At 60.4% G+C, this 20,766-nt stretch carries 22 protein-coding genes and 2 pseudogenes; 19 read left to right on the plus strand and 5 right to left on the minus strand.

Features of this window, described 5'->3' with window-relative positions:
- The first annotated feature begins 18 nt into the window (after positions 1–18).
- Genes SB772_RS07050 through SB772_RS07060 form a run of 3 tightly spaced genes read left to right on the plus strand, consistent with a single transcriptional unit; the run spans position 19 to position 4,700 of the window.
- Positions 19–1,299, plus strand: a complete 1,281-nt coding sequence (locus tag SB772_RS07050) for a dicarboxylate/amino acid:cation symporter (RefSeq protein ID WP_410832553.1) — start codon at positions 19–21, stop codon at positions 1,297–1,299.
- 34 nt (positions 1,300–1,333) lie between these two features.
- Complete coding sequence (locus SB772_RS07055) at positions 1,334–3,331, plus strand: ATP-binding protein (protein ID WP_410832554.1); 1,998 nt, start codon at positions 1,334–1,336, stop codon at positions 3,329–3,331.
- A gap of 16 nt (positions 3,332–3,347) precedes the next feature.
- A complete protein-coding gene (locus SB772_RS07060; protein WP_410832555.1) occupies positions 3,348–4,700 on the plus strand; it encodes a sigma-54-dependent transcriptional regulator in 1,353 nt (450 codons plus the stop codon).
- An 85-nt stretch (positions 4,701–4,785) separates the two neighbouring features.
- On the opposite strand, the gene SB772_RS07065 is transcribed toward SB772_RS07060, so the two are convergent.
- Positions 4,786–5,316: a TlpA disulfide reductase family protein gene (locus tag SB772_RS07065; RefSeq protein WP_410832556.1), complete on the minus strand. Its 531-nt coding sequence runs from the start codon at positions 5,314–5,316 to the stop codon at positions 4,786–4,788.
- Positions 5,317–5,447: 131 nt separating this feature from the next.
- On the opposite strand from SB772_RS07065, the gene SB772_RS07070 reads away from it, so the two are divergent.
- The gene (locus SB772_RS07070; RefSeq protein WP_410832557.1) at positions 5,448–6,146 is read left to right on the plus strand and encodes a hypothetical protein; all 699 of its coding nucleotides are present in this window, start codon (positions 5,448–5,450) and stop codon (positions 6,144–6,146) included.
- Between the two features lie 332 nt (positions 6,147–6,478).
- Here the strand turns inward: SB772_RS07070 and SB772_RS07075 are convergent.
- Both SB772_RS07075 and SB772_RS07080 read right to left on the minus strand, forming a co-directional pair.
- Positions 6,479–7,078: pseudogene (locus SB772_RS07075) on the minus strand (ATP-binding protein); the annotation flags it as partial.
- Positions 7,079–7,327: 249 nt separating this feature from the next.
- Positions 7,328–7,663 (minus strand): helix-turn-helix domain-containing protein, encoded by a 336-nt coding sequence (locus SB772_RS07080; RefSeq protein ID WP_410832558.1) that lies wholly within the window; start codon positions 7,661–7,663, stop codon positions 7,328–7,330.
- Between the two features lie 249 nt (positions 7,664–7,912).
- On the opposite strand from SB772_RS07080, the gene SB772_RS07085 reads away from it, so the two are divergent.
- From SB772_RS07085 to SB772_RS07125, 9 genes and pseudogenes are all read left to right on the plus strand, one after another.
- Complete coding sequence (locus SB772_RS07085; RefSeq protein WP_410832559.1) at positions 7,913–8,296, plus strand: hypothetical protein; 384 nt, start codon at positions 7,913–7,915, stop codon at positions 8,294–8,296.
- A gap of 179 nt (positions 8,297–8,475) precedes the next feature.
- Positions 8,476–9,111, plus strand: coding sequence for a hypothetical protein (locus tag SB772_RS07090; RefSeq protein WP_410832560.1), 636 nt, complete (start codon positions 8,476–8,478; stop codon positions 9,109–9,111).
- Between the two features lie 164 nt (positions 9,112–9,275).
- Positions 9,276–9,830 (plus strand): hypothetical protein, encoded by a 555-nt coding sequence (locus SB772_RS07095; RefSeq protein WP_410832561.1) that lies wholly within the window; start codon positions 9,276–9,278, stop codon positions 9,828–9,830.
- 125 nt (positions 9,831–9,955) lie between these two features.
- Complete coding sequence (locus tag SB772_RS07100) at positions 9,956–10,234, plus strand: hypothetical protein (protein ID WP_410832562.1); 279 nt, start codon at positions 9,956–9,958, stop codon at positions 10,232–10,234.
- Between the two features lie 108 nt (positions 10,235–10,342).
- A complete protein-coding gene (locus tag SB772_RS07105; protein WP_410832641.1) occupies positions 10,343–10,621 on the plus strand; it encodes an RNA 2'-phosphotransferase in 279 nt (92 codons plus the stop codon).
- A gap of 16 nt (positions 10,622–10,637) precedes the next feature.
- On the plus strand, positions 10,638–10,844 hold the full coding sequence (locus SB772_RS07110) for an RNA 2'-phosphotransferase (protein WP_410832642.1): 207 nt from the start codon (positions 10,638–10,640) through the stop codon (positions 10,842–10,844).
- A gap of 78 nt (positions 10,845–10,922) precedes the next feature.
- On the plus strand, positions 10,923–11,348 hold the full coding sequence (locus SB772_RS07115; RefSeq protein ID WP_410832563.1) for a putative phosphothreonine lyase domain-containg protein: 426 nt from the start codon (positions 10,923–10,925) through the stop codon (positions 11,346–11,348).
- Between the two features lie 97 nt (positions 11,349–11,445).
- Positions 11,446–11,727, plus strand: a complete 282-nt coding sequence (locus SB772_RS07120) for an AbrB/MazE/SpoVT family DNA-binding domain-containing protein (RefSeq protein WP_410832564.1) — start codon at positions 11,446–11,448, stop codon at positions 11,725–11,727.
- A 104-nt stretch (positions 11,728–11,831) separates the two neighbouring features.
- Positions 11,832–12,125, plus strand: a pseudogene (locus tag SB772_RS07125) (RNA 2'-phosphotransferase); the annotation flags it as partial.
- 230 nt (positions 12,126–12,355) lie between these two features.
- Here SB772_RS07125 and SB772_RS07130 read toward each other — a convergent pair.
- Positions 12,356–12,796: an Rrf2 family transcriptional regulator gene (locus SB772_RS07130; RefSeq protein ID WP_410832565.1), complete on the minus strand. Its 441-nt coding sequence runs from the start codon at positions 12,794–12,796 to the stop codon at positions 12,356–12,358.
- A 147-nt stretch (positions 12,797–12,943) separates the two neighbouring features.
- Between SB772_RS07130 and SB772_RS07135 the strand changes: the two genes are divergently transcribed.
- Positions 12,944–13,849, plus strand: a complete 906-nt coding sequence (locus tag SB772_RS07135; RefSeq protein WP_410832566.1) for an NAD(P)/FAD-dependent oxidoreductase — start codon at positions 12,944–12,946, stop codon at positions 13,847–13,849.
- Between the two features lie 309 nt (positions 13,850–14,158).
- On the opposite strand, the gene SB772_RS07140 is transcribed toward SB772_RS07135, so the two are convergent.
- Complete coding sequence (locus SB772_RS07140) at positions 14,159–14,605, minus strand: HU family DNA-binding protein (RefSeq protein ID WP_367840578.1); 447 nt, start codon at positions 14,603–14,605, stop codon at positions 14,159–14,161.
- 388 nt (positions 14,606–14,993) lie between these two features.
- Here SB772_RS07140 and SB772_RS07145 point away from each other — a divergent pair, with 388 nt between their 5' ends.
- The 5 genes from SB772_RS07145 (at position 14,994) to SB772_RS07165 (ending at position 20,591) form a co-directional block, all read left to right on the plus strand.
- Positions 14,994–16,232, plus strand: coding sequence for a 3'-5' exonuclease (locus SB772_RS07145; protein ID WP_410832567.1), 1,239 nt, complete (start codon positions 14,994–14,996; stop codon positions 16,230–16,232).
- A gap of 1,105 nt (positions 16,233–17,337) precedes the next feature.
- Positions 17,338–17,631, plus strand: a complete 294-nt coding sequence (locus SB772_RS07150; RefSeq protein WP_410832568.1) for a helix-turn-helix domain-containing protein — start codon at positions 17,338–17,340, stop codon at positions 17,629–17,631.
- Positions 17,631–19,022, plus strand: coding sequence for a HipA domain-containing protein (locus SB772_RS07155; RefSeq protein WP_410832569.1), 1,392 nt, complete (start codon positions 17,631–17,633; stop codon positions 19,020–19,022). Before SB772_RS07150 ends, SB772_RS07155 begins: the two co-directional genes overlap by 1 nt.
- 473 nt (positions 19,023–19,495) lie before the next feature.
- Complete coding sequence (locus SB772_RS07160) at positions 19,496–19,657, plus strand: hypothetical protein (RefSeq protein ID WP_410832570.1); 162 nt, start codon at positions 19,496–19,498, stop codon at positions 19,655–19,657.
- Between the two features lie 124 nt (positions 19,658–19,781).
- Positions 19,782–20,591 (plus strand): hypothetical protein, encoded by an 810-nt coding sequence (locus SB772_RS07165; protein ID WP_410832571.1) that lies wholly within the window; start codon positions 19,782–19,784, stop codon positions 20,589–20,591.
- The last annotated feature ends 175 nt before the right edge of the window (positions 20,592–20,766 follow it).

A 20,766-nucleotide genomic window follows, 5' to 3' on the forward strand; every position in this document is an offset into this window, starting at 1 on the left:
CACATCGCAGGAAACATCGTGAAGAAACCTATCCACAAAATGCTGTACGTCCAGGTGATCGTGGCGATCATCATCGGCATCGTGCTCGGCCATTATTCGCCGAACTTCGCCGTCGACATGAAACCGCTCGGCGACGGCTTCATCAAGCTGATCAAGATGGTGATCGGGCCGATCATCTTCTGTACGGTGGTGACGGGCATCGCCGGCATGGAAGACATGAAGAAGGTCGGGCGCGTCGGCGGCAAGGCGCTGCTGTACTTCGAAATCGTTTCGACCTTCGCGCTGGTGCTCGGCCTGATCGCCACGCACGTGCTCAAGCCGGGCGTCGGTTTCAACATCGATCCGGCCACGCTCGACGGTAAGGCGGTCGCTTCGTACGCCGCCAAGGCGCACGGCCAGACCACGGTCGACTTCCTGATGCATATCATTCCTGACACGATCTCGTCGGCGTTCGCGCAAGGCGAAATCCTGCAGATCCTGCTGGTCGCGCTGCTGTTCGGCGCGGTGCTGGCAACGGCGGGTGAGAAGGGCAAGGTCGTGACGAACTTCATCGACGGCCTCTCGCACGTGCTGTTCGGCATCGTGCGCATCATCACGAAGCTGGCGCCGATCGGCGCGTTCGGCGCGATGGCCTTCACGATCGGCAAGTACGGCATCGGTTCGCTGGTGCCGATGCTCAAGCTGATCGGCACGTTCTATCTGACCTCGATCGTGTTCGTAGTGGTCGTGCTCGGCATCATCGCGCGCGCGGTGGGTTTCAACATCCTGCGCTTCGTCTCGTACATCAAGGAAGAGATGCTGATCGTGCTCGGCACGAGCTCGTCGGAAGCCGCGCTGCCGCAGTTGATGCTGAAGCTCGAAAAGCTCGGCTGCTCGCGCTCGGTGGTGGGCCTCGTGGTGCCGACCGGTTATTCGTTCAACCTCGACGGCACCAACATCTATATGACGATGGCCGTGCTGTTCATCGCCCAGGCCACCAACACCGACCTCACGTGGACGCAACAGCTCACGCTGCTGGCGGTGACGATGCTGACCTCGAAGGGCGCGAGCGGCGTGACCGGCGCGGGCTTCATCACGCTGGCGGCAACCCTCGCCGTGGTGCCGACCATTCCGCTGTCGGGCATGGTGCTGATTCTCGGCATCGACCGCTTCATGAGCGAATGCCGTGCGCTGACCAACATCGTCGGCAACGGCGTGGCGACGGTGGTGGTGTCGGCGTGGGAAAAGGAACTGGATCGCTCGAAGCTGAACGCCGCGCTGCGCGGCGATGTGGCGGTCAAAGAGCCGGCTGGCGTTTAAGCCGGGTCATGGCCGCGACTGCGGACGCCAACGTATGAAACCGGCGGCCGCGCGACTGGACACCGCACCGTCGGCCGAAGCTCCCGCCGACGGCGCGTCGCCTTATGCCACAATGACCGATCATCATCGATCGGAAATTGCCAACGTGACGCGCCGCCTGCTGATCCTCTTCGCGCTCGTCGCCGGGCTCGTGGCGGCGTGCGGACTCACCTACAGCATTGCCTGGCAGCGTGGGATCGACAATTTGCGGCGCAACGCCGCGGTGCGCGTCGATCGCACTGCCAGCGCGCTGAAGAGCACGCTGGAGCGCTACGAGTCGCTGCCTTATCTGCTTGCCGAACATCCGATCGTGCAGGACGTGCTGGTCAATCCCACGCCAGCCAACGTCGCGCGCGCCAATCTGTATCTCGAAGACCTCAACCTCCACGCGCGGGCCACGGTCACCTACATCATTCCTGTCGACGGCTATTGCGTCGCCGCGAGCAACTGGCACGGGCCGGGCAGCTTCATCGGCGCGGGCTATCAATTCCGGCCGTATTTTCTCGATGCGATCAAGGGCGGCGTGGGCCGCTTCTTCGGTATCGGCACGATCTCGCAGGCGCCGGGCTACTACATCTCGCAACCGGTGCGGCGCGCGGGCAAGATCGTCGGCGTGGCGGTGGTCAAACTTGATCTCGAATGGTTTCAGGGCTCGGACGCGTCCGAGCCGCTCGTCGTCACCGACGATCACGGTGTGATCTTCCTGTCGTCGATGCCGGCGTGGAAATATCACACGATACGGCCGCTGTCCGGACAAGTGGCCGACTCGATTTATCAGGCGCGTCAGTATGCGCAGCAGCCGATCGCGCCGCTGCCGGTGACGATCGAGCGCACGCTCGAAGGTAATGCGCAGATCGTGCGCATCGGCGGCGGCCGCCATGCGCCGGGCTATCTTGCGTCGCGGCGCGGCATGGGCGAACCCGACTGGCATCTGATCACGATGTCGCCAGTCGATCCGGTCGACGCCGACGCGCGCAATGCGACCATCGTCACCGGTTTCGGTTATGTATCGCTGGTGCTGCTCGCGTTCTACTGGAGAATGCGCCTCGCCCGTGTGCGCGAGGTCATGCGCAGCCGTGCGCTGCTGCAAAAGGCCTACGCGGAGTTGAACCGGCGCGTGGCCGAACGCACCGCGGATCTGTCGCAGGCAAACGAGCAGTTGCAGAAGGAGGTGGCCGAACGCACGCGTGCCGAGCAGGAACTGCGTGCCGCGCACGACGAGCTGATTCAGGCCAGCAAGCTTGCCGCGCTCGGTCAGATGGCGGCCGGCATCACGCACGAATTGAATCAGCCGCTCGCGGCGTTGCGCGGTTTCTCGGACAATACGCGCGTGCTGCTCGAACGCGGCGATCAGGCGTCGGCGCGCGACAATCTCGAGGCGATCGCGGCGCTCACCGAGCGCATGGGCAAGATCACCAATCAGTTGAAGCTGTTCGTCGGCCGGGCACGGCCTCGCAATGCGCGTGCGCCGATCGTGCGGGCGTTGCGCAACGTCATCGCGCTGCTGCAACAGCGTTTGCAGAGCGTCGAAGTCGAGTTCGCTTTGCTCGATGCCGGGACCGGCACGCGCACGTTTTTGACGCTCGCCGACGATCATCCGCAGCTGATCGCGAATTGCGACGATCTGCGGCTTGAACAGGTGCTGATCAACCTGCTTGGCAACGCGCTCGACGCAACGGCGGGCATGACGCCGCCGCGCATTTCGATCGAGGTCGAAGTCGCGGAGACGACCTTGTCGTTCGTCGTGCGCGACAACGGCCCCGGCCTCCCCGAAGACGTGCTGCCGCATCTGTTCGAACCGTTCTTCACGACCAAGGAAATGGGCCAGGGGCTTGGACTGGGCCTTGCGATTTCATCGTCGATTGCACGCGATTGCGGCGGCACGCTGGTCGCGCGCAATGCGCCCGGCGGCGGTGCACTATTCGTGTTGACGCTGCGCCGCGTGCGCGTGCAGACGAGCCAAACATCGGACCCGCTCACGACGGGTTCCTGAATCAAACGAGAACGACATGCTGAATCACGGCTTGCAAGTGCTGTATATCGAGGACGACGAACTGGTGCGCCGCGCCAGCGTGCAGGGCATGCAACTGGCGGGCTTCGACGTGATCGGCCATGCGTCGGCGGAATCCGCGGCCAGGATGATCAGCGCGGATTTCTCCGGCGTGATCGTCAGCGATATCCGCTTGCCGGGCGCGAGCGGTCTCGATCTGCTCGCGCAATGCCATGAGCGGGCGCCGGACGTGCCGGTGATTCTGGTCACCGGCCACGGCGACATTTCGATGGCCGTGCAGGCCATGCGCGACGGCGCGTATGACTTCATCGAGAAGCCGTTCGCCTCCGAGCGTTTGATCGAGACCGTGCGACGGGCTTTGGAGCGCCGCACGCTGGTGCTGGAAAACCTCGCGCTGCGCCGTGAACTGGCGGAACAGAACACGGTGGCGCCGCGCATCATCGGCCGCAGTCCGGCGATCGAACAGGTGCGGCGGCTGATTGCGAACGTTGCGCCGACCGATGCGTCGGTGCTGATCAACGGCGACACCGGCGCGGGCAAAGAGTTGATTGCGCGCAGCCTGCACGAACTGTCGCCGCGTCGTGACAAGCCGTTTATCGCGGTCAATTGCGGTGCGCTGCCGGAGCCGATGTTCGAGTCGGAAATGTTCGGCTACGAACCGGGTGCGTTCACGGGCGCGGCAAAACGGCGGATCGGCAAGCTCGAACACGCGTCGGGCGGCACCTTGTTTCTCGACGAAATCGAGAGCATGCCGCTCGCGTTGCAGGTCAAGCTGCTGCGTGTTCTGCAAGACGGCGTGCTGGAACGGCTCGGCTCGAATCAGCCGATTCGCGTGAATTGCCGCGTGGTCGCCGCCGCGAAGGGCGATATGGCCGAACATGTCGCGGACGGCTCGTTCCGGCGCGACTTGCTGTATCGGCTGAATGTGGTGACGATCGCGCTGCCGCCGTTAGGCGAGCGGCGCGAGGACATCGTGCCGCTATTCGAACACTTCCTGCTGGACGCAGCGGTGCGTTACCAGCGTCCAGCGCCGATTCTCACCGACCGGCAGCGCGCGAGTCTGATGCAGCGCGACTGGCCGGGCAATGTGCGGGAGCTGCGCAATGCCGCCGACCGCTTCGTGCTCGGCATCGCCGACGATCCCGTGATGTCGTTCGCCAACGACGATGCCGCGACGCAACCGCTCAAAGAACGTGTCGAGCAATTCGAGCGGGCGGTGATCGCGGAGGCGTTGGAGCAGGCCGGCGGTGCGGTCGCGGTCGCGGCAGACAAGTTGCAGCTTGGGAAAGCGACGCTTTACGAGAAGATCAAGCGATATGGCCTGGCGGCCAAGGGGGAAGGGGAGCGGTGAGGGTTTGAAGCGCCGGCGGCGAGGCGATGCGCGCCGGCGCTTCTGGATCAATCCGGATCGATCCGGATCGGGAAGCGCCACACAGTCAGGCTGCGTTCAGCGCTTTTTCCAACAGCTGGTCGAGTTCCGCGAATTGCGGCTCGCCGACATAGCGCTTGAGAATCTTGCCGTCCTTGTCGACCACGAAGGTCGTCGGCGTGAGCTGGACGTTGCCGAACTGCCTGGCGGCCGAGCCGTCGTCCATGGCAACCTTGAACGGCAACTGGCGCGTTTGCGTGTAGTTCGTCACGTACATCGGCGCGTCGTAGTTCATTGCGACCGCGACGAATTCCAGCCCTTTGCCCTTGAAGCGGTTATAGGTCTGGACCATCTGCGGCATTTCCTTCATGCAGGTGTCGCAGCTGGTCGCCCAGAAGTTGACGAGGTAGACCTTGCCCTTCAGATCGGCGGTCGAGAGTTTCTGGCCGGACAGCAAGGTGAAGGTCGCATCAGGCACGCGTTGCTGGCCGGCAAAGGCGAAATAGCCGGCAATCGCGATCGCGGCGGCTACGACCGCCATGATGATGTAACGAAGCGGACTCGCGCGGCGGGCGGCGGTGGACGGGGTGGAGCTCATGAACGGAACCTCGAGAGTCGCGCAAAACGCGCGGGACAGTGCGTCGGTTTGGGTTTTAAGCCCGAATTGCTTGGTGCCGCTATTGTAGCCCCAATCAGGGGGCGCGGCAGGACGCGGGGCGGGAGCGGATAATGGAAGTTTCCGTTCTCGTCGGTCCGATCTTCTGTTCCATGCTCCGAACTGCCTTTCGTTTTCTCGTCCGCCGTCCGCTTTGCCGTTCCGATAGCCGTCCCTCTGGCCAGCACATGATGGCTGGCCGCCCAGTCGCTTCAGCGCCGCGCTCGCAGCGTGCGCGCGCGGCGCTTGGCGCCGCGGTCTGCGCGCTGGCGTTGGCCGGCGCGCTGGCAGCGTGTTCGCCGACCTTCGACTGGCGCACCATCATGAACAACGACAGCGGCTATACCGTCGACTTGCCGGCCAAACCCGGCAACGATCAGCGCTCGGTGCAGATCGGCGGCACGCCGATGCAAATGGCGATGCAGACGGCCGAAGCCGGCGACGCCGTGTTCGCGGTTGGCACAGTGATGCTGCCGAACGACGATCAGGAGACCCAACGCGCCGCGCTCGAATTCTTGCGCACCGGCCTTGCCCGCAACGTGGGCGCCGCGCCCGATGCGCACACAGTACAAATTCCGCTCGCCGCAGGCGGCAAGGTGCTCGGTCTGGAAATGAAACTGAGCGGCGAAGCCGGTTCGCAACACGAAGCGCGCACGGTCTACGCACGGCTCGTGGCGCGAGGCCGGCATGTCTATCAGGCGGCGATCATTGCTTCCAGGCCGCTTCCACAGGAACAGGTCGACCAGTTTTTTTCGTCGTTCCAGCTTTATTGACAGCGGTGGCTTGGACCGATCCGGCGCGCGAAGTCTGGCTGGGCACAGTGAAAGTTCCTTCGCAGCTTCGCGCGCTAATTGCTGGTTTACATGGAGGTTTTCCAGTTACCCACAAGTGCTGTGGATAACTCTGTTGAGAACCCTGTGCCAATTGCCGCAGATGCCCATCCCGTGGGCATTCTGTCAGTTTGCCCGCGCGCGAGTCATTCAAAAAAACACAATAAAATCAAAGCCTTTTTCGCATCAGCTCACATGCGCCTTTCAGATGTATCCAAATCTATCTGGAGCGCGCGAATGTGCATAAGTCAAGTCTTGACAGCGGTTTTTTCGCCTTATACGAAACCCAAAGCCCGTCGATACTGGATCGCTTCGCCGATCTGCGCGGCACTTGGCGCAGCTTCACCTGCAAGGTCGGCGATGGTCCGGGCGACCTTCAGGACCCGGTAGTAAGCGCGCGCTGACCATCCGAAGCGCTCGCCTGCTTCGCGCAACAGGGCTTCACCGGCTGCGTCGGGGCGGCAAACGTCGTCCACTTCACGCCCGCCCAGCTCGTGATTGGTTTTGCCCTGACGTGCCAGTTGCCGCGCTCGCGCCGCGCGCACCCTTTTCGCTATCGCCGCGCTCGCTTCTGCGGTGGCTGTCTTGCGTGCGGACAGTTCTGCGGCGCCAAGCGCGGGAATCTCGACCTGGATATCGATCCGGTCGAGCAGCGGCCCAGACAGCTTGCGCAGATAGCGCGCCGCAACCTCCGGCGTGCAACGGCAACGGCCGTTGGGGTCGCCGCGCCATCCGCACGGACAGGGATTCATGGCGGCTATCAATTGGCAGGCCGCGGGGAAATCCGCTTGCAACGCCGCGCGAGAAATCGTGATGCGGCCCGCTTCGAGCGGCTCACGCAGCGTTTCCAGCACATGACGGTCGAATTCCGGAAGTTAGCTTTCTACAGCGTTTGCAGCCTTGATGTTGTCAATCCGATTGAGGGTTTTGCTTTCACTTTTTTAAATGAGGCAAGCCGGCTTTGCCGGCGCGTCAGTCTCAAGTGTGTGCAACTTCGGCACCGCCGACAGGCGGCTGTCCACACCCTTGTGGTGTGGGCAGCGAAGTTGTGCACACGGGGAGGTGCCGAAACGCCGTCGCTCACGCACGTTCACATATCCGGAAGCTGCTCTTTTGTTGAGGTCCTATCTAACGAGACCCTCAGCGAGCTTTGTGTCTAGCAGCTTTCTAAGATGCTTACGTTCCGGCTTTGATAAGCGGCCCCAAGCCAGCACTAATTCCGCGAGGTCCTCGTCCTCGCAGTAGAAATACGCCGCTGGGACGCGCAGCACCTTGGCCAACTTCAGCGCAATTTCGAAAGGCGGTTCATGCACACCCGTTTCGTAACGGCTAATTCGTGCGCTTGCTGTATGTTCATCAAGCCCAATCTGTACCCCCAATTTGTCTTGCGGAATATCCGCGTGACGTCGCGCACTTCGGAGCCGGCGACCAAAGAAGGATGCGGGTTGTTTATTCGTCATTCTACGAATATCGTAGTATTCGCTTGTCGAATCTCTACGTAATTCGTAGAATTGAAGGCGTTAACGATGAAGATGCGGGCGGCTGGTAGTGACAGGGGCCCGATGCTCGCGTTCGCTCATGTCGTTTAAACCCATGCGCCGTCGAAGAGCATGTCGCGTTTAGTTCAACCTTTAGATATTTGATTGGTCGGTGTCATGCTTTTTACTGACAGTAGTTGGGAAGAGCCACATCCCATAAAGAAGAGGCTCATGCAGCCACTTCTTCCGTGGCGCTGCGTTGGATGGTCAGACCTCACGCTGAACTTCTTTGTCGTCGCCTCGTCAGGTGGTGCGGATTGCGCGAGCCCAGACGGTTGGGTGGTGGACGGTGCCGAAGCGCTGATTGAACTGGTACTGCATCTTGGTGATGTAACCTTTTCGGTTCACCTGTTGGCTCGCAATGAAGCGGACGCTTCCGTCACGCTCTGTCAAGTAAGCGGATTGTGGCAGGAGGCAGAGGGCAAAGATAAGGACGTCGTGCACTACTGGTATTCGACCACCGACGGAGAGACAAGACGGTGTTCGCCTGTTGCATCCGGTAGGCGCGTTGAGAGGCCACGGCTGGTAAACGTAATGAGCTTCGGAAACGGATGAGTACGAAGCGAGATTCGAAGTCTGCGGCGGGCAGCAGAACGAGTTTATCCGGGAAGGCCGGCCTGTCGTTAGGTGCGGACGTTCGACTTTGTCCTGCACCGGTAAGTTTGAGGTAGCAACACATAGGAATGGATATGCCGCGGTCCGAAAGTAACACGAGCACTGATGTGCGACATGTCATGCGCAATGCCGCCGTTGCGGCGATGCTGTCGGACCCAACAGGCGCTGAAGCGCTTCTTGTCCTGTCCGACGCTGAAGTCGGGCGCCTCTTTAAAGCACACCTCATCCAAATCATTGGCACCGCTACGTTGTCCAACTTGGACTTAAGCTCCACTCGTGAGGAAGACGAGAAGCGAGGCCGCCTGACCAACCGCCGGGCTTCAGAATTTCCGGGTTTGACCAGTGTCTCTGCGGCGAACATAGAGCGGTACTCCCTTGTTCTACAAGGAAGGCTGCTACCTGCAGAGGACTTCTGCAATGCCGCAGGCATCACTGAGCAGAAACTAAGCGAAGACGTTGCGTCTTGCCGAGTATTCACCGTGGAATTTGAGCCCGACCAGTATTACCCAATTTTTGCCCTATCGAATCTAGTTAACCGCAGGGATTTTGCGAGGGTCGTACGGCGCTTGGGTGACTCAACCGGTTGGAGCAAATGGAAATTCTTCACGACACCATCAGAGTCACTTGGAGGTCGCACGCCGCTGAGACTTCTGCAACGCGATGAGATGCAGCGCGCGCTTGCCGCGGCAGATGAATTCAAAGCCCTAAGTGCGGTGTTCTTTGGTATCGCAAGAACCACACCGGTGTCTAACTAACTCCTGACGCCATGAATCCAATCACGACCAAAGGAGTGTCAACGCCACGGCCCTCTCGCCAAAGACGAGACACTCCTTCGCCAGAAGCAGCGCGGCACGCGCGGATAGAACATGCGATTCATCGTGCGGTTGTCGCTGCGGTCTTGGTTGACCCTATAGGCGCCATGGCACTTCTCGACATCCCGGCCGAGGAACTCGGGCGCATGTTTAAGAATCGACTATGGGAAGTCATTGGCGTATCGACGATACTGAACCTAGACCTCCCATCGATGCGTGACGAGGACGAGAAACTACGCAAGCGCTTCAGGCGTAAATCGAGACTGCTAACATCTGAAAACGAGGATTTGATACAGAGCGGGTCCGCAAACCCCGAGCGCTACGACCTCGTGCGTCAGGGAAAGTTGCTGCGTATGGGCGACTACCTTGGGGCGGCAGATGTCACAGAGAAGAAACTGAGCAAATCCGTCGCTTCAGGGAAAGCCTTTAGCGTTGAGCTCGAAGGAGAGGTGTACATCCCCGCGTTCTTTATTTCCCCAATACTTCATCACAATGACTTCGCGAAGGTCATACGTAGTCTAGGTGATACATCCGGTTGGAACAGATGGGACTTTTTTACCACTCCGACAGAGGCGCTTGGTGGCTCCACGCCGCTCCAATTTCTCGCGATTAAAAAAGTCAAGCCCGTACTGAAGGCCGCTGCAGAATTCGCGAAGCGCTGAGCACAACACCTTTCTAGGCCATGGAAGATATTCTGGAAATCGTTCTCCGAAACTTACCGCTACTGTACGTGCCGGCGGTCGGAGTCGTACTCGCTTTGGTCGTGTTACGCATAAAGAAACGTTACGTGAACGAAGGCATCCTGTTCCGGCGCTCATCAGTTTCTTCGCGCGAGCCTCAACCTTCGTTCACTGGAGAAAGCGACATGCCTTCCGAAAATCAAATCGACCTGGAGATTGCTCTTCGCAAAATTCATGAACTCGCTCTGGCGGACGGAGACATGGGGTATGCAGACTGGTACCAAGTCGGCCAGTTGCTTCGAAGAGCAGCTGGCATGCAAGCGGAGATAGACGCTCTCAGTAAAGAGTTGGAGCAATGCCGTGCGAGGCAACGCAAGAGGCACTGAGATGGGTACCTTCTCATGGTAACGATGCCGAATTCCGATACACACCTGCCGGCCGACCACATCGCGGTTAGCAGACTTCTCTCGAAGATTTTGCGACACGAACCCGAGATGATTGGCATTCGGCTCGACAGTCAAGGCTGGGTATCTGTCGACGAACTGATACGCGCTATCGAACGCGCTGCGCGCACTACGGGTGCGTCAAAGCGACTGAAAAAGCTGCCGACAATCACCAAAGACGTCATACAGGCTGTCGTCGCGACGAGCGATAAAAAGCGATTCACGCTTTCACCGGATGGCACGCGAATCCGTGCGGCGCAGGGCCACTCAATAGAAGTTTGTCGCAAAGGAGCCGCCGGCTGTTCTCTATCACGGCACCGCTCGGAGTAACTGGACGAGTATCGCTATTGAAGGGTTGACGGCTCAAACTAGGCACGCAGTCCATCTGAGCACGGATGTCGATACGGCAACGCGGGTCGGTGCTCGCCACGGTGCACCATTGGTACTCATCGTGGATGCCGCGCAAATGCACGCCGACGGATACGGTTTCACGTGTTCGGATAACGGCGTGTGGCTTACCGCGGTAGTCCCGACTACATACCTGACTCAGTGAAGCACGATGAGCGTGGGCCGAAGTCATGACCGTACGAGCTCAGCGAACCAAAGCCATTCTTGGCAACCGGACACAGAAATGAACGAACAATCGCGTCGTGAAGAACTGCTATTTAGGAGCTCAGAGAGACCCTCCGAAGACCTCAGTCGAAGCTGGCAGATGAGGAAATCCCCTAGCTGTGGAACTGTTTTCTCGGGGCCGACAACAGGCAAATGGTGCATCTTCGTGCCTTCATCCGATGTCGACCTGGCGTGGAGCAAAATTAAGGGCGCCGTGGAATGCGACAAGCTCTTGTTTGCGAAGGTATCGACGGCTCTGCGCAGCATAGGCCGTGATGGCCACGTTATTTGCGTGTACACGCGGGACTGGACAGACAGACAGGACCTCTTGCGCGTACGCGAAATGCTGCGGTCGCTGGGCTTTGTAGAGGAACTCGGTTACAAGCGTGACATCGATACGCAGAACAGGATTTACGGCCCTGGCGAATGGTACCTCCGTGCGTAGCAACATCTGAACGAATTTCATGCGGCGCTCAAAATCAACTCGGCGGCTCTCCACCCAATCATCATAGAAGGCGCATACGTACCTGCTGAAATGGTCGATGCGTTTGCTGTTGCCGAAAGAAATTTGTCAGCATACCCGAACATTCAAAGGGAAGTTCATGGCTGAATCTCGGCTGACAACCAGAAACCATACCACCGTACCCGCCGTGGTCAGGAAAGCGTTAGGCATGAAGCCGGGCACGCGGCTGGTGTGGCATGTCATGCCCGATGGCAACGTCCTGGTACGGGCAAAATCGAAGTCGCTTCTGGAGCTGGCGGGAACCGTGGAATCCCCGGGCAAAGGGGTGACCATCGAGGACATGAAAGCGTGGCGACGGTAGCGCGTAACGTGGGTGCGCCGATGCGACTGAGGACATTGCCAACAATCGCCAGAGACGTAATTCTCGCGGTCGCGGCCTCAAGCGATAAATAGCGCTTCTCGCTTTCACCGGATGGCAAGCGAATACGCGCGGCGCAAGGCCACTCGGTAGATGTGGACCTTGGATATGCCCAGCTGGAGCCTCCGGCAGTGCTCTATCACGGCACCACCGGGAGAAACTGGGCGAGTGTCGCCGATGAGGGGTTGACGCCTCGGACCAGGCACGCCGTCCATCTGAGCACAGACGTGGAGACGGCAACGCGGGTAGCTCCATCTGGCGCTTGTACGACTGACCCAGTTCCACATCGAGGGCGGAAAGTTGCGGGGAACCGCAAATCAGACGCTCGGGACCGCTTGTGACCTTGCTGCAGTCGAAACTCGGCGCGAATGCCGTAGTTTGCGCGGCCGACGCGCTGTCGGTCCGAGCAGGCGCAGTCGCCGTTGCGGCAACCGGCATGACTGGAGCAGGCGTCACCGCCGGAGCGGTGGTGGGTGCCCATCGCCACACTCACCTTGTTGTTCCTCGCGGAGCCATTCCTAAACACTTGCTCGAAAATAGGCCCGGAAACGAGGGGCGCGAGCTGGTAGCACTAGCGACCTTTCCGTCCATCCTTCATTGCGACCTTAAAACCGTGGGCAAGCATCGCGACAGTAACCTGTTCAAATTTCGCCAGCATCGCGCTTTCCGCTTCCTTAAATGTGGCGGAGAGATGTGCGTTCACTGCCTGTTCGACCAGACATTCTGGATGGTCAACAGCCACAAGATTCGAAAATAGAGGCGGCTCGCCAACGGCTCGATACACATCGAGCAGGGTAATCTCCGCGAGGGGTTTGGCGAGCACCCAGCCGCCCCCGTGGCCTTTTTCCGAGGTCACATAGCCGCAATCCCGCAAACCACTGAACATCCTGCGCACCACAACCGGGTTAGTGCGAAGCATCGATGCAAGCGTCTCCGACGTCATGGGCCCATCGGCGTACTCCATATGCATCAGCGCGTGCAACGTCCGGGACATCCTGCTATCGGGTCTCATTCGGTTCAGCCGTCTCAAATAACTTATGAAGTTGCGTAAAAGCATACCACATGGCTATCATGCAACCTATGTTGTTACGTGATGGGCACCGGTCAGCAGCACAGTGGGAGCCAGAGGCCGTGTGTCGTTGACCCAAAGGAGAGAAAATTGAACACTCACTTCGACGTTATCGTGATTGGCGGCAGCTTCGCCGGATTATCGGCGGCTATGCAACTCGCACGGGCAAGACGGCGGGTTCTCGTGGTTGATGGCAGGCGTCCCCGAAACCGGTTTGCCGCGCACTCGCACGGCTTCTTCAGCCAGGACGGAAAGACTCCCGCTGAAATCATTGGCGAGGCCACCGCGCAACTGTCCGTCTATCCAACCGCGGAAGTGCTGACGACCGACGCGCTCTCTGCGCGAAAGGCCGATGCTCGTTTCGAGGTGACGCTAGCCGATGGACGCGCGGTAACCGGAAGCCGGTTGATACTTGCCACAGGTGTGCGCGACGAACTGCCCTCCCTGCTCGGCCTGCAGGAGCGCTGGGGCGTCAGCGTCCTCCATTGCCCGTACTGCCACGGGTATGAGGTTGCTGACCGGAGGCTGGGCGTGCTCGCAACACATTCTTTGTCAGTCCATCAGGCGCTGCTTGTCTCAGATTGGGGGCCAACGACATGGTTTACTCAAGGCATCACCGAGCCGAGCCAGGAGGAAGCGGCGTTGCTTGAAGTTAGGAATGTGGAGATTGAGCGAGTACCCGTCGCAGAGGTCTTGGGCGACGCGCCGTCAATAACAGGCGTGCGTCTCGTCAATGACCGGGTGGTCGCAATCGACGCGCTCTTTGTTGCTCCTCAGACTCGTATGGCGAGCAGCTTCGCCGAGCTACTTGGATGCGAATTTGATGACGGGCCTATGGGGCCGGCGATTCGTGTGGACGAGTGGAAACAAACTAGCGTTCCAGGCGTGTTCGCGGCAGGCGACGCGGCATCCTTCTGGACCAATGCGACGTTCGCATCAGCGGCGGGCGTTGCGGCTGGTGTCGCGGCGCACCGGTCGCTCATTTTTGGCCTTTGAGCGCCCAGCATCTTGATTGGAGGGAGAGCCTTGACCTCTCCCAGAGGTAACGCCAAGGGGACCCGTTGACTCATAGGTCCCTCAACCCGTGACAAGGTCCGCGCGCAACTCGACCAGGGCGCTTCCATCCGTATATCGCTCATTGAGCAAGCCGCAAATACCCAGTCTCGGGTTGGATTCTACACATTGGTGCCGATGTACGCCTCGTTGCGAAGAATCTGCAGAATGTTTTGGCCGTGCCCCCAGGCACAAAAAGTAAAAAGCCCCTCAGACTTCCGTCGCGAGGGGCTCCCTTTCCGGCAGTCTGGTTTAGACCGCTGCGTCCTTCAGCTTCTTCAGCGGGCGCACTTTCAGACGCACCGAAGCGGGCTTTGCGGCAAACCATTTTTCTTCGCCCGTGAACGGGTCCTTGCCGAAGCGTTTCTTCTTTGCCGGCACGTCCTGAGCAACAACCTTCAGCAGACCCGGCAGCGTGAACTCCTTCGCACCCTTCTTGTGGACCGATGCGAGCACTGTTTCTTCCAGAGCGGCCATCAATGCCTTCGCCGCTTTCGGCTCGACACCTGCGCGCTCGGCAAGATGGGTAGCAAGCGAAGCTTTCGTGAACGAATCCTTGATGGGTTTCAGCGGCGTGGCAGCGACCGCCTTCTTCGTGGCAGGAGTCGCCGCCTTCTTTACCGTCGGCGCCTTCGCCTTTTTCTCGACCGGAGTCGTCACCTTCTTCGGAGCCGGCTTTGCTGCAGCTTTCGTTGCCATAGATTCCTCGTCTTTGGTCAAAGGTTGGCCCGGGGTCCTTGCCTTTGCGTAGTCACCGACAATGCGCAAAGGTCCAAATCCTCAGGCTGGCGCTAGCGTAGCAATTCGCATTTGAGTCCGCAACGGGCGAGGCCCTAAAACAAGGGGTTTTGTGCAGAAGGAACGCAAAAACGGCGACCTGTACCCCTCCAGAGGAGGCTGCGCTCACGAAAACGGCTACGCGACAGGGTTTGACGCAGGGGCAAGAGGGGTAAACCACTCGCGCGAGTCCAACGTCGGGTGCCGGAATCGGCAATGATGCATGCGAGCGCTTAAGGTGATTGGTGTTTGCTGAAGGACGTTTATTTTCCTATGGCTTAAGCGCAGGGTCACCTTCCGGCAACCCTGAATGCACACGTCGAGTTTACTCAGCAGGGCCAAACAGCGCTGTAATTCCGACGTAGGTGGTCACGTCGAATTCGGCATTGCCTACCGGACGTTTCTCGACCTTGTCGAGCCGATACTCGAAGCCTGGAACGCTGCCCTTGCGGAAGAGGACGGTATTGACTTCGAGGACATGCTGAATCAGGCGGCTGAGCATATTGAAAGCGGTCGATACATTTCACCGTACGGGCTTGTCATGGCGGACGAATTCCAAGACGCGTCGCGCGCCCGGGCTCGTCTCTGCCGTGCTCTCGCGAATGCCCGGCTTGGCACGCGCCGGATGACGTTCGGAACGATACTTGGGACGGCGGCCACCGATGTACCCACCGCGCCGGACCGTCCTGAACACCGGTACTTCTTCGCCGTGGGCGACGACTGGCAGTCTATCAACCGGTTCGCTGGCGCCGACGTCTCGGTGATGACAGGCTTCGCTGAGTGGTTTGGCAAGTCACAGGTACTTCGGCTTGAAAAAACGTTCCGATGCCCTCAGACGCTTTGCAACGTATCCAGCCGGTTTGTGACGAAGAACCCGCAGCAAATCAGAAAGAACGTCCGGTCATCGACGCCTGCTACCGGCGCCGTGCTGGAGGCCTTTCAGGTCAAGACTCGGTTCCAAGTCCGGAAGGCCATCGACGATTATCTGGCGAACCTGCATCGTGGCATCCGGGAAGGAAGCGTTCCCCGTGCGCGCGACGGAAAAATCACCGTCTTCATTCTCGGCCGGTACAACGCGGACAAATTCGTACTCCCGTCTGGCTGGCAAGCGCGCTACGGAAGAGAAATCGCATTGTCGTTTGTCACCATGCACAGCTCGAAGGGAGCCGAAGCCGACTACGTCATTCTCCCTGGCATGGTCAGCCGCGGATTTCCCAATACGCGAGAGGATGACCCGGTACTGGCGTTGGCAATGCCTGGCACCGACCCATACCCCTTCGCGGAGGAACGACGCCTCTTCTACGTTGCGCTGACCCGCGCCCGTCGTTCCGTAGCAATGTTTACGGTCGTTGGTGACCGTTCCTCGTTTCTCCAGGAATTGGTCTCCGAAGGAGCGGTTACCGTGACGTCGACAGGAGAAGAAGACGCGACGGAGCAGGAGTGCCCAGCGTGCAACATGGGCCGGCTCATCACGCGTAAAGGCCGCTACGGACCGTTCCGGGCATGCTCCAACTTCCCGGCATGCCGATACAAGCCGCCAGCGAAGTAATAACGGCTTCCTGTCTGACGCAGACGTTCCTTTCTAGTGGGCGCCATGTCAGTGGTTCGTGCCGGTCGTTTAAGCGAGTCCCCACTCGTGGAAGTGGGGTGCGGCGGAGCTCTCTGTTCGTCGAGATGGCAAGGTCAGGTAGCGACCCGCGTTCCTGCGAGTAGATAGGATTTCGTTCCCGCACCCAACCTGCGCGGGGATTAGCGACATCCGGTGCTCGCCCGTCCGGCTCGAGACGACGCTCGCGCGAGTGCGCACGCGCGCGCCGCATGGTGGTCGCGTCGCGCCGCGCAGCTGCGCGAGCACTTGCGCGATGGGAGCCGCCACTGCCTACGGAAGCGCACGCCGTGCAGTATGTCGGGCCAAACCAAGCCTGGCACAATCTAACACCGCGTGTTAGTTTGAGGCCCGCTTCGGCGGGCTTTGCGCGTCCGTACGTTACGCAGGCGCGCGGCGCAATGCAGCGCCGCGCAATCTAACACGATGTTAGATTCTGTCCGCACCCATCCCCCTGCGGTCCCGTTCCACGATGCCGCGCGCGCCGCGCCGCGCGGCGGCGTTCTGTCACGCCCTGAGCGGGCGCCAGTGAATGCGCGGTGCGCAAGTCGCGCGCGAGCAGGATGCGCGTGCGCGACGCTCCGGGGGCTACGGGGCCGCGCAGTTTCGGAAATTTCCGAATTTGCTGGATTGCTGGACGGCCCTAGCGGGTTCAGGAGCGCCTTCATCTTCTCGTGGTGAGCTTGGGCTTGCGCGCCGCGCGCCCCGGCGCGGCGCATTGCGCATGCGCGAACCTGACTGCTCGACATGCCTTGGGCGCGCCGCGTGTGCGCGGAAAGGCGTCGATGGACAGATGGGTATCGATACTCATCTGTCCGGGCTGTTTCACGAATATCCCGCCACGCGGGAATTATCATCCATTCCGGTCGGGCGCACGCTTTATTCCCTTTTCGCGGGAATTAAAGCCTGTACCGGGACGCTCGGCCATATTTTCCCTGCTGACGGGAATAATTGCGTCCAACTGCAGATTTCCCGTATAATTCCCGCGTTCGAGTAATTATGTGGGCGATGACCGTCCGCAACCCTTAATTCCCGTGAGGTAGGAAAAATGGCCCGTACCGTCACGCGCCCCGTCCCGGCGCCGGACCCGCTGGCCCGCGACATGGCCGAGCTGGGCCTGCTCGTGCGCAACCGGCGTGCGCAAAGCGAACTGGGCATCGTGGACGCCGCCGACCAGTTGGGAGTGTCCAAGAGTGCACTGTCCCGGCTCGAAAACGGCAAACCCGTCAATCTGGACATGCTGTTCAGGGTGCTCGAAGGCCTCGGCCTGAGCATGCTCGTCGTGACGAAGAACGAGGCGCTCAAGGCGATGCGCGTGCTGCGCCCGTCACAGGAGGCGTGATGGAGCACCGCCTGCTGGTTGCGACCAACACCGAACACGTCGGGCATATTGGCTTCGATGCCGCGCAGGACCAGTACACCTTCCACTACGCGCAGGCATGGCCCGGCCGTGAGGGTGCGTTCCCGCTGTCGCCGCACATTCCGCTGTCCGGCGAGGTGCCCCGCTCAGGTGTTGTCCACCGTTTTCTGGCCAACCTCCTGCCGGAGGGGCGCGCGCTCGAAATCGCGTCGGTGATGTACCAGATGTCGAAGGACAATATCTTCGGCCTGGTGCGCATGCTCGGCAAGGAGCCCGTCGGGGCACTCAGCTTTCTCGCCGAGGCTCCGCGGGGCGAGGGCGCCAGTGGGGCACAGGCGGCGGAGGCCGAACCTGCAATCGCTAGCGAGCTTGAACCCATCAGGCGGGAAATCAGTGATGAGGAGCTGAGTGCGCGCATCCGCGACCGCGACAACATTCCGTTCCCGGTCTGGGACGGGAAGGTGCGCCTGTCCGTGGCCGGCTACCAGGACAAGCTGCAGGTGCTTGTTGATGAAGATGAGCGCCTCTTCCTCGTCGACGGCTCGCTTAGCTCCACGCACATCCTGAAGCCCGAAACGCGTAACGCGCACACTCCGTTCATGGTGGCCAACGAGCACTTCTGCATGACGTTTGCCCGGCGCCTGGGACTGCCTGTCGCGCCTGTCGCGCTCCGCCGTACACCGGAACCGATTCTGCTTATCGAGCGCTTTGACCGGGTCGTTGAGCGGTCCCCGGAGAACCCGCAGCAGGAGCTCAAGGTCCTGCGCCGGCACGTCATCGACGGCTGCCAGGCGCTCGACCTTCCGGTGACGTTCAAGTACGAACGCAACTTCGGCAATACGCCCGACGTGCGCAACATCCGGGAGGGGGTGAGCTTCGAGAAACTGTTTTCGCTCACGCCGCACCTGGACAACCCGGCCGCGGCCCGTACCTACATGGTCCGCTGGGCGCTGCTGCAGCTGCTTATCGGCAACAGCGACGCACACGGCAAGAATTTCTCGTATTTCGTGGGCGAGGCGGGCATCCAGCCCACTCCCATGTACGACCTGGTCTCGGTGAATGTCTATGGAGAGGCGGTCGAACAGGAGATGGCGATGGCCTATGGCGATGAATTCCGTATCGAGAACGTCACCGCGTACGCGCTCGCCGATTTCGCGCACCGCACGGGCACGCGCCCCTCGCTGCTCGCGCGGGAGATGCAGCGCATGGCAAATGCCGCCCTCAGGATTGCGCCCGAGCTTGCGCGCGAGGCGTTCTACATGGACGGCGAGCGTGAGCTGGTCCAGCGCGTAGCGGAATTCATCGGTGCGCAGGCCACCAGGCTGCTGGAGCTTGCGCCCCATGTACCAAGGGTCGACCGGGCGCTGCTCTAGGCACCGCAGAATCGGGACGAAAGAGGCAGTCTGACGGGGGCATGATGCAAAGAACCGGTAAGCAAGTGCGTATACGCGTTCGTCGCCCCCACTGGGTGCTGCGCTGTTCGGACGGCCATAGCACCTCAACGTGAGCGGATTTTGAACTGGCGAGAGTCAAATCGTCGTTGGTCTTGACCGAATCCTGAGCGATTGGGAGCATGGGTCCGGGCGGTTGTCCGAAAAGTGTGCGAATCACCACCCAATCTGTCCGAAAACTGTAGGTTTCCGGAACGCATACCGGCCGCCGCCGTTTTTGCTCCCTGGCTCGCTACTTCTCAAGGTTTCTCGCGATGCTTGAGAATTCTCAGGTCCGATGGGTATTCTTGATACAAGCAGTCGGCCTGCTGAGGTTGGCAGCGCCTGTGGGGTTAGGCTCACGTGGTGAGCTAGTGAGCCCCCAGAATGAGCTCACCAACCCACTGGAGGTCGCCATGAAGCACCCTAGCAACCAGTTCTCGCAAATTGTTGCGTGGTTTCAGCAAGATTTTGCGCGCAGCAAATCGTTTGATTTCAAGCGACCTGCTGTCGCCCTCCCCGAGCGCTGGAATGTGCCTGCGTACATGCGCAAGGCGGCGGCAACTGCACAGCGCTGAGCCACGCGGGCGCACGGCACAGGAGCAGAAATGACGCCATAACTTGAGGCCAAATTTCGGGAGGTGTAGCCACCTCAGCCCATGCCTGTACGATGATAGGTACTCCATTTTCGCGGAATCCTTCATGGCAAACGAACACGCAGAGCTGCTGAATTCGGTTCTGTTTCGGCTCGGTCGCAATATCCTGCTGTTCCAGCAGATTGAATCGGGATTGACGTTCATGCTGCCGTATATGCACCCGAAAGGGAGCGCTAGTGGTGACGATGCCTTCGCCAGGTTTCGCGACAAGACTATGGGCCAAACGCTAGGGAAGCTGGTGGAACGCCTCAAGGAGTCGACGAGGGCGGACACTGACACCCTGGCGCAGTATCTCGAGCGCATGGTCGAGCAGCGCAATCAGCTCGTTCACCATTTCCATGAGATGCCTGGCGTCTCGCTGTTGACCGTGGCCGGCTGCCGTGCCGCGATACAAGTTCTCGACGAGCAGCATCGCGAGGCGCAACCGCTCCAAGACCTGGTCCATGCACTAGGTGTCAGCCTGACAGCATCGCTGGCCAAGGCAAAGTTCAAGGACGACGCTGAGTTGGTAGCCGTCTGCACGGCACTAAAGCAGCAGCTCCCTGCCCATGTCGAGCATAGAGACCTGTCCGACCCGTGCGAGACGAATTGGCCCACCACGCGCATCGTTCGGGTTCTCCAGGAGGCCGAATCCCAGACCGAGCCCGTGAACGGCATGACATCGTTGGCCCGTGCTGGGGTCTTCCTCCGCTCGCTCGACGCTGACCTATGTCCACAGGCATATGGCGTCAGCAAGCTCAAGCGCGTCCTTATACTTTCAGGGGCCTTTGACATCGTCGAACACTGTCCGCACGAGACTGCGGAGCCCATCACGCTCTATCGTAGCAAGCCCGCCGACAGGCTCGGCCCTGCGTGAATCCGATTCGGTGGGTCGTACCAGCAGTCATCGGGGAACCTCGCGAAGCCGGAACGCGGTCGCTTCACATCACAGCGGAGTGGGTACTCCATCATTGCCGGATAGCGGCGCAAACTGCACGGTACCTTCCAGCAAAATCACCGGCAACTCATCGAGATTAGCTACGGGCCAGAGC

Source organism: Paraburkholderia sp. SIMBA_030, from assembly GCF_046535245.1.
GTDB lineage: Bacteria > Pseudomonadota > Gammaproteobacteria > Burkholderiales > Burkholderiaceae > Paraburkholderia.